This window comes from Thiovibrio sp. Mzg5 (assembly GCF_055379285.1).
Map to the genome: position 1 here is coordinate 1,743,193 of NZ_AP022872.1, position 15,010 is coordinate 1,758,202.

The following is a 15,010-nucleotide window of genomic DNA, read 5'->3' on the forward strand; positions in this document are numbered from 1 at the left end:
GAGGCATTTTACTCCAAAACCACCGGGCAAGAAAGCATTAAACCGTTGCGATAAAATAATGTCGGCATCTGAATGGCAAGAACAGCACAAGGCGCCGCCGCAGAGAAAGGATCAGGACGGCGCAGGGGTACCTGCATAACGTCTCCTAAAATCCCACTGTTCCCGCCACCGCCCAACACTTCCCTGCACCTGCCAAAAAAAAATTTACTCACATAACGCGCAAATTTTTGCCTTGACACCCGCCCCTTCCCCTTCTATGATAGGCCAAAAAATGAATGAATACGCATTCATAACACAACAGGCGCATCGCCTCCACCTCTGCTTATCCTGCTGAAAAATCCATGAGAACCTCAGACAAACATACCAAGATTATCGACGCAGCCATCACCGTTTTCGCCAGAAAGGGTTTTTTCAGCGCCCGCATTTCCGACATCGCCAAGGAAGCCCAGGTTGCCGATGGGACCATTTACCTGTACTTCAACAACAAATACGACATACTCATTTCTCTGTTCGAGGAAGAGATCGGCAAAATCATCCTGGAGGTTAAACTCCTTCTGGAGAAAGAGACCGATCCCCGGAAGATGCTCCACATTTTCGCCCTGCACCACATGCAGCTCATGGAGGAGAAAAAAGAGCTTGCCGAGGTTTTGCAGATGGAGTTGCGTCAGAGCAACAAGTTCATGAGAGAGTACAGGAATACGAAGTTTATTGAATATGTGGATGTGGTTTCCGCCATTGTCCACAAGGGCCAGGAAGAGGGGGTGTTCCGCCAAAGCCTCCTGCCGGGCGTGTTCAAGCGGGCCTTTTTCGGCGCGCTGGATGAAACATCCAGGCTCTGGGTTCTATCGCCGGACCACAACTATACCATTGCCGAAGCAGCCCGGCAGATCAGCGACATCTTCATTTCCGGGATCATGACTGAAGGCCAGGCCTGATTCTTCGTAACCGATCAGCAGTGCCGCAGATGCGCGGAAGAGGTCTGCGAAGTGTGCTGTTGCACATGAGCGGGCCGATGACAGCTAAGCGAGCACAGAGCGAGACTGCAAAGCAGATGCGGTACTGCTGATCGGTTACAAATCAAGCCCGCTCTGGGGGCTTGATTTCCATGACCTCCAACTGCCGCACCCCGCCCGGAGTTTTCACGGTTATCTCATCACCCACGCTTTTCCCGATCATTGCTTGACCAATGGGGGAAAGTACGGAAATGCTGCCCGTACTCACGTCCGCCTCCAGCGGCCCCAGAAGCTGATACCGTATCTCGTCATCCGTATCCAGATCAACAAGAGAGACAACCGTACCAAAAACCACCCGAGAACAGTCCACGTTTGTGCAGTCAATGACCTCGGCGCGACCGAGCTTGTCTTTAAGCTCCATGATCCGCCCTTCGATGTGCCCCTGACGCTCCTTGGCCGCGTGGTATTCGGCGTTTTCCTTCAAATCGCCGTGCCCCCGTGCCACCTCAATCGCCTCAATGACCGTGGGCCGTTCTTTCTTCACCAGCCGGTCCAACTCCTGACGCAATCTGGCATATCCCTCCTGAGACATGGGAATACGCACAACCATAACACCCTCCTTACCGAGACAATAGCCCTATAGGCCATTGTTCAAAATGTGTACTATTTGGAATATCGTGATCAGCAGCAATGCCAACGCGTAAAGCGCCGATTCGCTCTTTATCCGTCCACGGAACGAGCGAACCTGGCCGCCCCCTTGGCCTTCGCAACGAAATGGTCACCGGAGCAGCGCCGCTTACGCTGCTATCAACGACGATGGTTATTCCGTCACAACTCCTAAAAAAAATAGCCGTTTCCCCGGCAGACAATCACCGCAGCGATTACCCCGGACAAAACGGCACCCTTTGCAACACATCCTCTGGCCGACACGCTCCGGAGATACGGAGCGACAGGACAACAAGCTCTTCAATTAGCATACAGAAAAAAAGATTGCAAGGGAAAGCGCACCAGGAAACCTGGCGCCTACCAGCGGTAAATCGCCGAAAGAAAAAACTCCTTGGCCCGATACTCCGGGCCGGAAGTCAGCTCTGTCGTTGCGGCAAAAATGACCTGCGGGACATACTCCACAAAAAAACCACCTTTCCAAGTTTGCATAGCATACCCCATTTCATCATAAACAACAGCATACTCAAGATCATAGTACCGGGGCACCCCCCGCCGGAACTGATCATCGGAGAGCTGGTGCTTGAAATATACACTGAAGCGGTTCTGCCAGTAATTTATCGGAGTCCAGTATGGATGGTCGAAGGCACCAAACCCATCCGGTTGCAGGGGGCCGCCGCCTCTTCCCTCAGCGGTGTCCTTAAAGTCGTACATGTAGCTGAATTTTAAAAATGCCGGCTCAAAGAAAATCTGGTAGGCGGCCCAGAGATCATAGCCCTGCATGGTATTATCGTCGGAAAAACTGGAGTAGAGATACCCCCCTCCCGCCTGGACACTGCGGACCATGTCCAGCACAAAATCCGCCTTATAATCCTGCTGCACGATATTCCGACTCAGGCTGGCCAGGGTATCATGCTTGACATCCCGGCCATAGGAAAGAATCCCGGTCAACCGGTCTCCCAGGCGACCCTCCGCGGCCATCTCAAAAAGAGTGGTATCGGGTTGGCTGTTTTCCAGCAGCTCCGCCCCTACCCCGCCGCGCAGGAGAAGCTGCTCATTGATATTGGCCGCATAGGAAACAAGGGCGCGGGTTCCTCGAATCTTGCCATTGCCGCCAGTATCCTGGTAGTCGAGCCGGGCAAGGTTCAACTCCAGGTCATGCTGCAGATAGGGCGAGTATTGCAGACTAGCCCCTTCCCAGCTTTTCCTGATCGCCTTATAGCCTTCCCTGCCCTCTTCCTTGAGATAGCCATACCCTAAAGCAGCCCGGGGTTGACGCTTCAGTTCGTTTCTCTGCCTGGCCTCAGTCAGCCCAGGAAAATCGCCCCCCGCGGTGTTTATCTCCTCGTAGAGCGCCGCCTCATGTCCCAACTGCCCGAATCGGCTGTAAATCCCGGCAAGATCAAACTGCAGGGAGGCGTCCGCCGGATATTCCCGCAGCAGGGTTTTGAAATAATCTGCAGCCGCCAAATACTCACGCTGCATCACCGCCTGCCTGGCGGTTTTTTCCAGAGCAAACTGTTTGTGCCAGCGATATTTGGCATAAAACGGAACCGCCAGCTGGTTCAACGCAGTTGCCTCAGCCCCGGAATCAAGCAGGGCACTAGGCTCCATCAGCGAATCAACCATCGTCTGCCTGTCAACCTCGGCAACGGTCAACTTGGTCCAGAGACCAGGCCCCTCGTCTCGGGGCAAAGTCACGCCCCTAGCCCTTCCCTGGGCCGCAAGACTGTCCGCCACCGAGGGGTCCAGAAACGCATCGTACACCGCCACGGCTTTTTCCCACTCATGCTCTGCCCAGAGAATCCGCGCCTTGAGCAGGATCATATCCGGTCGCGCCGCGATTTGCGGAAAACTATCTGCCACCGCCCTGGCCTCGACAAAGCGCCCTCGGTTGAAAAGCTGCTGGGCAAGACGCACGGCGGCAAACTCCTGCTCCGGAAAATCCCTGACCAATCCCTGCCAGATTTCAATGGCCGCGCCGATCTCGCCATTGGCCTCCCGGGCCGAGGCAAACAACGAGCGGATTGTGACGGACTCGGGATACTGCCGACTGGCCACCTCCGCCCTCTCGCACAGCTCCGCAACCAGCCCCTCCTCTTTTAGCCCCTTCAAGAGATCAAGGACAAGGCCCTGATCCTGGGTAAATTCCGCCAGAACTCGTTGAAAAATCGCCTTTTCCGCCTCGCTCTTTCCCTGAGCGCGGTAAATGCGGAGCAGAAGCAGGTCTGCCTCGGGATTGCCACGCTGCCCCGACAGAGATGCGGCCAACGGCTCGGCCTCGTCATAACGGTGGTCGGCAAACAACAGCCGGGCGAGCTGTAAATCAACCTCCCGACGGAGCAATGGCAACGGCGTCAACAACCCGTTCTCAGCTTTGTCCGGCAACTCTCGGGCCAACTGCTCCAAGATCTTGACTGCCTCCCCGGTTTCGCCCTCTGCCGCCAGCAACCGTACCCGCGACAGCCTGACATCAAAGAATTCTTTCGCCGGGACAACGGTTTTCCGGGGAGCCTTGCCATCCTGTTGTGTCAGTTGCTCAAGCCAGCCCCAGGCCTCGGCAAAACGCTTTTCCTCAAGGGCCAACTCAAACAAGCGTCCCAGAACCGCTTCATCCTGTGGATGGCGGAGATAGGCCTGTCGCAGAACCTGCTCCGCCTCATAGAGCAGACCGCTCTGCCGATAGGTCTCGGCCAGGCCGAAAAAAGCAGCCATGACCAGTTCTCCGTCAGTTGGATGCTTTGCAAATATCCCGGCATAGCATTCCCTGGCTGCCCCATAGGAAGCAACCCCAGTCAGAGCCTTGGCGATAAGCAGCTGAGTCTGCAGAGATTCATACAATTCGGGGAATTTTTCCTGTAAGCGAGCAAGGTGAACCTGGGTTTTCCCAAACAGGCCAAGTCCCCCTGCCAACTGCACGCAACGCAGCCTGAACATGCCGGTTTCGTCAGCCCCCTCCAGAAGCTGCTCATACAGGGCCAGGGCTTTGGCGGAATACCCAAGCCGCTCATACACCAAAGCCTGGCCGGCCAAAACTTCCGGTGTCCTGACCCCGAGGGCTCCCAGACGGGAAAACATATCCAAGCTCTTGGACAGTTCCCCTCGGTCAAGGTACATGCGGGCCAGTTTCTTGAGAACCGTTCTGTTCCCCGGCTCCATTCTGAACAGGATTTCAAGCACTTCGAGGAGTTTCTGCCTTCGCTCCAAATGGGCCCACATGACGCTGGCCTCGTCGTCATTGCCGCCTGCCAACAGAGCCTTGGCCCGTTTGGCCAAGATCTTTGGGTCATCGGGAGTCACCGCCAGAATCTGGTCATACAGGGCGACAGCCTCCGGAAGTTCGCCATTGGCCTCATACTGCCCGGCCCCGCGCTCCAGATTCTCAAGGTTTGGCGCAGATTCAAGGCTGAGGCCCCGCCCAAGAGTCGTCATCTCGGTCTTGTTCCCCAAGACGGCATGGATGTCGATCACCTGCCGCAACACCTCCTTGTCCTCGGGCTTGAGGGAAATATACCGTTCAAAATAGGCAAGGGCCTCGGGGAGGCGGGACAGGCTGGAATAGATCTGGCCAAGACGCTTGAGAAGCCTAGGGGAGGATGGCTCCTTCTCAAAAAGGGGAAGGAGATAGGCCAAAGCATCCTCCCCCTTGCCGCCCTTCAGATAATAGGCGGTCAACCGTTCTTTTGCCTCGCCACTCTGGGGGGTGCGCGCCAGACGTTGCCAGTACTCAACCGCCTGGCTCTCAAGCCCCGATTTGTCATACACCTGGGCCGTCTTGAGCAGAATTGCCGGGTCGGTCTGATTTTCCCTGGCCAGAACGGTAAAATGGACCCTGGCCTTGTTGTAGGCGCCCATCTCGTAATAGAGATTGGCCAACTCTTCCCGCAAGGCGGGCCGAGCGGGCTCCCGCAGGAGCAGGGCTTCCAGCATGGCTGCCGCTTCGGCCTTTTTCTGCTGGGCAAGCAGGGCAGAAGCAGCACCGCGCAAGGCCTGGCGATTATCCGGCTCCCGCTGGAGAACCTTTTTGTACAACTCCACAGCCCGCGCACCATTGCCCTGACCCCTGCTCGCCTCTGCCAGGGCCAACAGATACTGCGGATTCCGAGGAGCAGCCTCAACCAACGATTCAAGATGGGGCAGGGCGACCTCTTCCCTCTTCAGTTGCAGGAGAATGGTGACCAGCTCCCACCGGGCAACCTCAAGCCCCTCCCGCATGCCCAGCAATGCCTCGTAAACAGGGACCGCCTCGGCAAGCCTGCCGTTGCGCGCCAACTCCCGCCCCTGATCCCATAAAGCCTTCCAGGCGACATCCTTGTCCTCCTTGAGCTGAATGTTCCGCGCCGGAACAACCTGCTTGCCCTGTGGTGGCGCAGAAGGCTCCGCCGCATAGCCCGGAGCGGGAAGAAAGGTATGCGAAAAAAGGAAGAAAACAGACCCCGAAACGAGGGCGAGGGTTCTCGCCCGTGGGAAAGACAGGTCGAGGTGCAGGAAGATAGGCAATCTGATACGCATCAGCAGAGGGTGTCCTTTTTGGCAACCGTGAAAAGGACCGGCTTCAGAAACGAATACAAAGAAAAACAGAATCTACCGTGAATAAAACTCCGCAATCTTTTCAACGACAAAGGACTGCATCTCCCCCGTGAGTTCGGGAAAAATGGGCAAGGCTAGAGTCTCAAGTGCCGCCCGCTCCGCTTCGGGAAATGCAACATCTGCGTACCCCAGGCCAGCGAGACATCCCTGCCGGTGGAGGGGAATGGGATAATAGATCTCCGCCCCGACCTCGTTGCGCTGAAGATGCTGGAGCAGCCCATCACGGTCCCTGGCCCGGATGACAAACTGGTTATAGATGTGGTAATCGCACTCTTCCCCCACCGCCACACCCTCTGCCTGATACACCGCTTCGGGCAGAGAAACCGCACCGTTTTCCAGCAGGCCGGTTTGCGCGAACAGACGGCGATAGTTGGCGGCATTACGCCGTCTTGCCCTGTGCCACTCGGGCAACCGGGAGAGTTTAATATCAAGAACCACGGTCTGGATGGGATCAATCCGGAAATTCCCCCCCACCACCCCGTGGTGATACTTGGGCGCCCCGCCATGCACCCGGATTATCCTGATCCGCTCAGCCAAAGCGGGATCGTTGCAGGTAATCAATCCACCGTCGCCGATGCCGCCGAGATTTTTGCTGGGGAAAAAAGAAAAGCAGCCGGCCTCTCCCATGGATCCGGCCCGATGCCAAACGGTCTGACCATCGGTTTTCATGGGATACACGGCGCCAATGGCCTGGGCGGCATCCTCCACCACCGGCAGGCCGTACTCCTTGGCCAGGGCAAGAATCCGCCCCATGTCTGCACATTGGCCATAAAGATGCACCGGAATGATCGCCTTGATCCGCTTTCCGGCTTTGGCATCCTGGGCCAAGGCCTCCGCCATCCGCTCCGGGTCGATATTGTAGGTGACCGGATCGATATCAGCAAAAACCGGCTTTGCACCCAGCCTGAGGATGCAGCCCATGGTGGCAAAAAAAGAGTAAGGCGTGGTCAAGACCGCATCGCCGGGACCGATCCCCAGGGCCATGAGCGCGGCAAGCAGGGCGTCGGTGCCGCTGGCAACGCCGATCCCATACCCAGAGCCACAATAGGCGGCGACATTTTTCTCAAACTGTTCGACCTTGGGGCCGAGGATGTACTGGGTCGAATCAATGACCTCGGTCACCGCGGCAAGAATCTCGTCACGCAGGGGAGCCATTTGGCCATGTAAGTCTAAAAGAGGAACTCGCATATGTTCTTTTCCAGGTATCGCCGAGGACGGCTGGTAAAATAATTGTAACTATCCAGCTCGAAGCCGGAAAAATTGGCAAAGGTTAAAAAAGTAACTAATCAGCAGCGCCGCTTCGCTGCTGCCGTAGCTGCTAGGAAGAGGCCTGCGAAGTGTGCTGGTGCACATGAGCAGGCCGATGACAGCTAAGCGAGCACCGTGAGACTGCGACGCAGATGCGGTGCGGCTGGACAGTTACCAATCAGGAGCGCCAGGGGTTGAGGAATTCAGCAAGGAAGTCCTTGATATCAGGCACTTCCTTTTCAAAATACTCCCGCATCTTTTTCAAGAGATTGGCTTCGATCTGCCGCACCCTTTCCCGGGAGATGTCAAACTTGTCGGCAATATCCTGCAGGGTAAGGGGCTCGTCGCTCAGCAGTCGGCTGGTCAGGATGGCCTTTTCCTTGTCGTTTAGGGTCTCGCGCAGCTTATCGAGAACGGTGGCCATCCACTCCTGCACTTCCTTTTCCGCCACCCGTTCTTCCACGGTGGGCCCGACCATGGGCAGAAAATTTTTCTGCTCCTCGTCAGAACCTTCCCGCACAGGACTTTCCAGGGAGACATCCCAGTTGTCCATGCGCTGGCTCATCTCAATGACTTCGCTTTCCTTCACATTGAGGCGCTGGGCCAGCAATTTGACCTCGGGGGCAAAGCCCTGCGATTCTAGCAGTTTTTTTTCTTTATTCAAGCTGAAAAACAGTTTGCGCTGGGCCTGGGTGGTGCCGATCTTGACCAGCCGCCAGTTATCCATGATGAACTTGAGAATATAGGCCCGGATCCAGTAGGCGGCATAATAGGAAAACTTCACCTGCCGGTAGGGATCGAATTTCTTCACCGCCTGCACCAGGCCGACATTGCCTTCCTGGATGAGATCAAGGAAGTTCTGCATCCAGTACTTCTGGAAATCCATGGCCACCTTGACCACCAGCCGCAGATTGGAGGTGACCAGCTTATAGGCCGCCTCCGGGTCGCCTGTTTCCTGGAAATGGCGGGCCAGCGCGTCGGTCTCTTCGCGGCTCATGAGCTTGTACTGGCTGATTTCCTGCAAATACCGATGGAGGCCCGCATTGCCCAGGGCCGGGAGATTGTCATCGTCCGGCAGGGCGACAAGGGGATGCAATACTTCCTGCGCATCCTCATCATCATCGAGTATTTCAAGGACTTCCGGGTCTTCTTTCATGGGGGTTATTATTAATAGAACCGCGCCAAAGGTCAATCTCTTTCCACAACAGCTTGGCCCATCCCTGCCTCGCCGCATGCCTCTTTACAATGACAGTGGGACCTAATCCCTTTTTAAAATTGCCTTTGCAAGGCTACCTTTTTATGATAGATAGCCTCTTCTGTGGGATCAGGATATTTTTTCCGCCCATCTTCATGATTCTGATACAGTACAACAACAGCCTCACCGAAAAAACAGGACCTCCCCGGCTCATCCATGGAAAACATCCGAAACTTCAGCATCATCGCCCACATAGACCACGGAAAATCCACCCTGGCCGACCGCTTTATCCAGCTCTGCGGCATGGTCACCGACCGCCAGTTCCACGACCAGCTCTTGGACAGCATGGATATCGAACGGGAGCGGGGGATCACCATCAAAAGCCAGGCGATCTGCCTTCCGTACCGGGCCAAGAACGGCAAGGACTACATCCTCAACCTCGTTGACACCCCGGGCCACGTCGATTTCAGCTACGAGGTCTCCCGAGCCCTTGCCTCCTGCGAAGGGGCGCTGCTGCTTGTGGACGCGGCTCAGGGCATTGAAGCCCAAACCCTGGCCAACCTCTACCTGGCCATGGAGCACAACCTGGAGATCATCCCGGTCATCAACAAGATCGATCTCCCCTCCGCCGACCCGGAGGGGGTTGCCCTGCAGATCGAGGAAGACCTCGGCCTGGACGCCGACCACATCCAGCTCTGTTCGGCAAAAACCGGTCTGGGCGTCGATGCGGTGCTGGAGGCGGTGGTCAATCTCCTGCCCCCGCCCAAGGGCGACCCGGAAAAGCCTCTGGAAGCCCTGATCTTTGACGCCTCCTACGACCCGTTCCGGGGGACCATCATCTCCTGCCGCATCTTTGAAGGACGGATCAAGGCCGGAGACACCATGCTCTTCATGGCCAACAATGCCGCCTACCGGGTCGAAGAGGTGGGCTTTTTCCGCCTGACCCGCGAACCGCAGAAAGAACTGAGTGCAGGCCAGGTCGGCTACATCATCGCCGGGATCAAAAACATCACCGATACCAGGCCCGGCGACACCATCACCCTAAAGGACCGCCCCTGCGCCAAGCCTTTGCCTGGGTTCCAGGAGATCAAGCAGGTGGTGTTTTCCTCCATCTATCCCGTGTCCACCGACGACTATGAGATTCTGGCCACGGCCCTGGAAAAGCTCACCCTCAACGATGCCTCCCTCTCCTTCCAGAAGGACGCCTCCACCGCGCTGGGCTTCGGTTTCCGCTGCGGCTTCCTGGGGCTGCTCCATCTGGAGGTGGTCCAGGAACGGCTGGAGCGGGAGTTCGATCTCTCGCTGATCCTCACCGTGCCTTCGGTGAACTACAAGATCTTCCTCAAGGAAGGGACCATGAAAGAGGTGGACAACCCGGCCCATTACCCGGACCCCACCACCATCGAGCGCATCGAGGAGCCCTTTATCAAGGCGACCATCCTCATCCCGGAACGCTACATGGGGGTGGTGATGACCCTGTGCATGGAGCGGCGCGGCGAAAACACCCACTACCACTACCCCATCCCCGGCAGAATCGAGTTCACCTGCGAGCTGCCCCTGGCGGAAATCATCTACGATTTTTACGACCGCCTCAAGTCCGTCACCCAGGGGTACGGCTCCTTTGATTACGATCTCCTGGATTACCGGGAAAGCGATCTGGTCAAGCTGGACATCCTGGTGAACGGCGAGCGGGTGGATGCCCTCTCCCAACTGGTGCACAGCAACAATGCCAGGGCGCGCGGGCTCCATGCCTGCGAAAAACTGAAAGAGGAAATCCCCAGGCAGATGTTCAAGATCGCCATCCAGGCGGCGGTGGGGGGCAACATCATCGGCAGGGAAACCATCTCCGCCCTGCGCAAGGACGTGCTGGCGAAATGCTACGGCGGCGACATCAGCCGCAAGCGGAAACTGCTGGAAAAACAGAAGGCCGGGAAAAAGCGGATGAAAACCGTGGGCAACGTGGAGATTCCGCAGAGCGCCTTCCTGGCGGTGCTCAAGTCGGACTAGTAAGGCCGAAACAGCCGCCGGGGATCAGACTGCCCGGCAACAGCCTTCCTTACACCCTTCTTCTCGGGCATTGCGTGGCAAGCACGCACTCGATCTTGCGCTCCATGATTTCCTGAACTTCCTCTTCGCTTAAGGCGGCGCTGTTCTCTTTAGAGATAAAAACGATGCAGTCCTTGCAGACATTGAGCGCGCTGCGGTAATCGTCCAGTTCCTGGGCAACCTCCCAGCACGGTCTGTTCTCGAGACCCTGCTTCCAGGCAAGACAGCTGTCCTCGCTCCCGCAAAGGGTAATCTGCCAACAGTGCCATTCATCTTGAATCATCATGGTTTGCGTCCCCACACTTCCTAAAAAGAGAGAAGCCCCCGGCCCAAGCCGACGGCATTGTCATCACGATCAAGGCCCGAAGAAAATCAGGAGCCGTTACGAAATAAAAGTTGTTCCGTTACGGCTCCTTACGCCGCTAGCGCTGCTGCCGTTCTTGCCCTCCAGACGACAAGATTTTTTTGCCACGGCAGTCTATCCCAAAAAGGTGGCGATTGCCGCCATTAACTCATCTTTGCCATCGCCGGTTTTCGCGGAAAACAGCACCCGGTCCTGCTTGCTCAGGCCGAGGGCGGCGTCGAGACTCGCGGCCTGCTTGGCCTGCTCGTTGTTGGAAAGCTTATCCCGCTTGGTATAGACGATAATAAATGGCCTACCCCGGCTCCGGAGCCATTCGATCAGCTCCCGGTCCTGGGCCTTCAGTGCATGCCGGATGTCGATCAGCACCACCACGCAACGCAGGGTTGGACTGGTGGACAGGTAGTCGGTAACCAGCTCCTGCCAGTCGTCCTGGAGTTTCCTGGAGACCTTGGCAAAGCCGTAACCCGGCAAATCAACCAGATAGAGCTTGGAATCGACGATAAAATAGTTGAGGCTCTGGGTCTTGCCCGGTCGGGCGCTGACCTTAACCAACCCATTGCGGTTCACCAGACGGTTGATCAGGCTTGACTTGCCCACATTGGATCGCCCGGCAAAAGCGATTTCCGGAAGCGATTCCTCAGGCACCTGCACCATCTTGTAGGCGCTTTTCACAAATTCGATCTTTGCGTAATTCACGGCAGAGTCGGTCACATTTTCTCCCTGGCGACACAGTCGCCCAGTCTTTGTTTGACAGCCCTGTCCGGACGGAACTCAGATAACCTTGTTCAAGGAGTATTCGATGATGCCTTCGGCACCATTCTTCAAAAGTCTCGGGATAAGATCCCGCACCTCATGCTCGGAGATGACCGTTTCCACCGAATACCAGTCCGAGTGATACAAATGCGCCACCGTGGGGGCGTTCAGGCTGGGCAGAATCCCGATCACCTGATCCAGATGGGTCTGGGGCACATTCATCTTGAGCCCGACGATCTTGTCGGCCCTGAGCGCCCCCTGCAACAGGAGGGCGATGTTTTCGATCTTCTCCCGCTTCCAGGGATCGGCCCAGGCAGCCTTGGAGGCGATGAATTGGGTGTTGGAGGTCATCAGCTCGTGAATGATCCGCAAGCCATGGGCGCGGATGGTGCTTTCCGTTTCCGTGACCTCGACGATGGCGTCGGCCAGCCCGGAAACGACCTTGGCCTCGGTGGCGCCCCAGGAAAAGGAGATATCGACGTTGATCCCCTTTTCGGCGAAAAATTTCCGGGTATAGCCCACCAGCTCAGTGGCGATCTTCTTGCCTTCCAGATCCTCAAGCCGCTGGATATTGGAGTCTCCGGGCACGGCGATAACCCAGCGGGTCGACCGCCTGCTGACCTTGGAATAGATCAGGTCGGCCACCACCACGATGTCGGATTCGTTCTCCAGGGTCCAGTCCTTGCCGGTGATGCCCGCGTCCAGCACCTCCTTTTCCACATAGCAGGACATTTCCTGGGGCCGACAGATGGAGCAGGACAATTCGGGATCATCCACCTCCGGGAAATAATTGCGGGAGGAGAGCTTGATCCGCCAGCCAGACTTTTCAAAAAGCTCAACGGTCGCCTTTTCCAGACTGCCCTTGGGGATACCCAGTTTCAAGATGTTCATTTTTTATAGACCTTCCCGGGATCAAAAACCGGCGTATCGTTTACCTCAAGCCCGCTGCCCTGCACCTTTCTGAAAAAACAGCTCCGGTACCCCTTATGACAGGCAGCGCCGCCCAGCTGTTCCACCAAAAAAACCACGGTGTCCGCGTCGCAGTCAACCAGGATCTCTTTTACCAGCTGCACATGCCCGGAGGTCTCTCCCTTGAGCCAGAGCTGATTGCGGGAACGGCTCCAGTAATGGGCCTTGCCTGTTTCCAGGGTTTTTTGCCAAGCCTCTTCATTGATATAGGCAAGCATGAGGACCTCCCTGGTCAGGTGGTCCTGGGCGATGGCCGGCAGCAAGCCGCCTCCCTTGTCAAATCGCAGCACACTCATAATTCTCCCACAACGGCAGGCATTGCTTACTTGCCCTCGCCGTCCATATCCTCCGGCTCTTTTTTCTCCTCCCCGGCTTTTTCCCTGGCTAGGAAATAAAGCAGGCAGGCGCTCCTGAATTTACAATATTCCGTGGGCCTCCGGCAGACAGCCTTTTTAGAATCAACCTTTTCCTTGTATTTTTCACAGACCAGGTCCATATCGCCACCTGAAAAACAGGCAAAATATGCCTATCTTTCTATCTTGTCAAGTAGTTGCGGCAATGGCAGACATCCCAAAAAATCTGACCCGGCATTTATAAAAAAATTAAAGTAGCATATCCTGGAGAAAAAGACTATTTTTTTAGATTTCTTGCGCCGCGCGAAAAAACCGTCCCTGAGCGATAACCTTTCATTTTTCTTTGTTTTTCAACTGGATAAAGTCACAAGCCATGATCACCCCCGTGCCCTTTGCCGCCATGCAGCCAAAACTTGACCAGCCCCCCGTGGCGCCGGGCCAAGGCCAATCTGCCACACTTGCCCAGGCCGAAAGCGTTATCAGCCAGGCCAAAGAGACTCTGGCCGCACAGAAAAAAGAAACGCTCTCCCTCTCCACCGACTCCCGCGTGACCCAATGGCAGGATTGCAACTTTAACAACTACAACCACATCCTGGGCTTTCTCGGTCTGCCGGACACCATGGCCGAGGTCAGGGATCAGCAGCCCGCGAAAGCGACAAAGATCCTCAAGCACATTGAAAAATGCGAAAACGAGTTGGGTGCCCTGGATATCGATATCCGCCGCAAAACCATTCAACCCGTCAAGGCTGTCAACCAGGCGCAACAAATCGTACAAGAATGCGCCACCTACCAAAAAACCGTAAAAAACTGGCGGGACCAGATCACCATTTTAACCGAAGCGGACAAATCTCTCCGCGAGCGGCTCTCGGTACGCGGTCTGCTCCCCCTGACCAGAGCGCTCGGCAGACGAACCGCACCAATGGTGGACGAAGGCTACAATTTTTACCGCATGGTCAGGGACGAAAGCGGCCAGAACGACACCCCCACCCTGCATGACTACCATACCCAGTCCATTGATCTGGAAAAAAGGATTCGTAATGTCGACCTCAACGGCCTCACCGGACTCGCCCGGGCCATTGTCGATCACAATCTCCAGGTGGCAATGACCGCCACCGACCAACTCAAGGAATTCATTGAATTTTTCCTGAAAAATCTTCCGGGGGAGATTACGGTGGTGGACAAGGTCCAGCAGGAACTGATCAGTCTGCGGGAGACTCCGGCCCCAGGGATTCTGGCAAGAATCGAAGCCATTACCTCCAGCCTGTCCAGAAACCTCATCGGCCTGCGGAACAAGGCGCAGAGCCTGAAACAAATCCAACTTCTTCCCATAGTTCTGGAAGAAACGCGGACCTTCCATTACACCATGAAAAACACCATCCTCCCGGAGCTGAAACGTCAGATTACCGCGCCAGGCTCTCCGGTAAACCCCCACACGATTGCCGCCGAAAAAACCACCGATTTTTTCATGGGGCTGAAGGGTTTTGTGCGGGCCATCAAGCTGCTTTTCAGCGCCGCAGGCGGCCAAAAAGCCGTAAAGTCAGAGGATTTACACCGCATACTCCTCGATCTCCTCAACACCTGCGACATCTACTATGGCAACAGCAAAGGGGATATTGCCCGGCTGCACAAGTTCATCGACGCCAAACTCTGCGACTTCGATCAGCCTTTTCCCTACGAAGGCCTCTACCTGACGGCCAAAGAGGCCATAAGCACCTACGGCTCCCGACTCGAAAAACTGTTATACAGCTTTGAAACCACCGATTTCAGCACCGACGACAAGGACGAGAAGCCGACCAAGGCACACAAGACCACGGTGGGACATCTCATCGCCAAGCTGGAAGTGCGCACCGCAAACCTGGAAAGCGCTAAAATCTGA

13 protein-coding genes are annotated in these 15,010 nt (G+C 56.1%); 3 read left to right on the forward strand and 10 right to left on the reverse strand.

Annotation, left to right across the window (positions count from 1 at the left end; genetic code table 11):
* Positions 1-8: 8 nt before the first annotated feature.
* Positions 9-137 (reverse strand): hypothetical protein, encoded by a 129-nt coding sequence (locus ACZ46D_RS07875; protein WP_464926906.1) that lies wholly within the window; start codon positions 135-137, stop codon positions 9-11.
* Positions 138-341: 204 nt separating this feature from the next.
* On the opposite strand from ACZ46D_RS07875, the gene ACZ46D_RS07880 reads away from it, so the two are divergent.
* Positions 342-935: a TetR/AcrR family transcriptional regulator gene (locus ACZ46D_RS07880; RefSeq protein WP_464926907.1), complete on the forward strand. Its 594-nt coding sequence runs from the start codon at positions 342-344 to the stop codon at positions 933-935.
* A gap of 142 nt (positions 936-1,077) precedes the next feature.
* On the opposite strand, the gene greA is transcribed toward ACZ46D_RS07880, so the two are convergent.
* The 4 genes from greA to ACZ46D_RS07900 form a co-directional block, all read right to left on the reverse strand.
* The gene (gene greA, locus ACZ46D_RS07885; protein ID WP_464926908.1) at positions 1,078-1,563 is read right to left on the reverse strand and encodes a transcription elongation factor GreA; all 486 of its coding nucleotides are present in this window, start codon (positions 1,561-1,563) and stop codon (positions 1,078-1,080) included.
* Between the two features lie 413 nt (positions 1,564-1,976).
* Complete coding sequence (locus ACZ46D_RS07890; RefSeq protein ID WP_464926909.1) at positions 1,977-6,128, reverse strand: tetratricopeptide repeat protein; 4,152 nt, start codon at positions 6,126-6,128, stop codon at positions 1,977-1,979.
* Between the two features lie 72 nt (positions 6,129-6,200).
* The gene (locus ACZ46D_RS07895; RefSeq protein ID WP_464926910.1) at positions 6,201-7,394 is read right to left on the reverse strand and encodes a DegT/DnrJ/EryC1/StrS family aminotransferase; all 1,194 of its coding nucleotides are present in this window, start codon (positions 7,392-7,394) and stop codon (positions 6,201-6,203) included.
* A gap of 238 nt (positions 7,395-7,632) precedes the next feature.
* The gene (locus ACZ46D_RS07900; RefSeq protein WP_464926911.1) at positions 7,633-8,610 is read right to left on the reverse strand and encodes a sigma-70 family RNA polymerase sigma factor; all 978 of its coding nucleotides are present in this window, start codon (positions 8,608-8,610) and stop codon (positions 7,633-7,635) included.
* Positions 8,611-8,865: 255 nt separating this feature from the next.
* Here ACZ46D_RS07900 and lepA point away from each other — a divergent pair, with 255 nt between their 5' ends.
* On the forward strand, positions 8,866-10,656 hold the full coding sequence (gene lepA, locus ACZ46D_RS07905) for a translation elongation factor 4 (RefSeq protein ID WP_464926912.1): 1,791 nt from the start codon (positions 8,866-8,868) through the stop codon (positions 10,654-10,656).
* 49 nt (positions 10,657-10,705) lie between these two features.
* Here lepA and ACZ46D_RS07910 read toward each other — a convergent pair whose 3' ends face one another.
* The 5 genes from ACZ46D_RS07910 to ACZ46D_RS07930 all read right to left on the reverse strand — a co-directional run bounded on the left by ACZ46D_RS07910 (position 10,706) and on the right by ACZ46D_RS07930 (position 13,277).
* Positions 10,706-10,981, reverse strand: a complete 276-nt coding sequence (locus ACZ46D_RS07910) for a hypothetical protein (RefSeq protein ID WP_464926913.1) — start codon at positions 10,979-10,981, stop codon at positions 10,706-10,708.
* A 192-nt stretch (positions 10,982-11,173) separates the two neighbouring features.
* Complete coding sequence (yihA, locus tag ACZ46D_RS07915) at positions 11,174-11,770, reverse strand: ribosome biogenesis GTP-binding protein YihA/YsxC (protein ID WP_464926914.1); 597 nt, start codon at positions 11,768-11,770, stop codon at positions 11,174-11,176.
* Positions 11,771-11,830: 60 nt separating this feature from the next.
* Positions 11,831-12,703: an ATP phosphoribosyltransferase gene (gene hisG / locus ACZ46D_RS07920; protein ID WP_464926915.1), complete on the reverse strand. Its 873-nt coding sequence runs from the start codon at positions 12,701-12,703 to the stop codon at positions 11,831-11,833.
* Complete coding sequence (hisI, locus tag ACZ46D_RS07925) at positions 12,700-13,077, reverse strand: phosphoribosyl-AMP cyclohydrolase (protein ID WP_464926916.1); 378 nt, start codon at positions 13,075-13,077, stop codon at positions 12,700-12,702. Before hisI ends, hisG begins: the two co-directional genes overlap by 4 nt.
* A 26-nt stretch (positions 13,078-13,103) precedes the next feature.
* Entirely contained in the window at positions 13,104-13,277 is a 174-nt protein-coding gene (locus ACZ46D_RS07930) for an RNA polymerase II-associated protein (RefSeq protein ID WP_464926917.1), read from the reverse strand.
* Between the two features lie 230 nt (positions 13,278-13,507).
* On the opposite strand from ACZ46D_RS07930, the gene ACZ46D_RS07935 reads away from it, so the two are divergent.
* Complete coding sequence (locus ACZ46D_RS07935) at positions 13,508-15,010, forward strand: hypothetical protein (RefSeq protein ID WP_464926918.1); 1,503 nt, start codon at positions 13,508-13,510, stop codon at positions 15,008-15,010.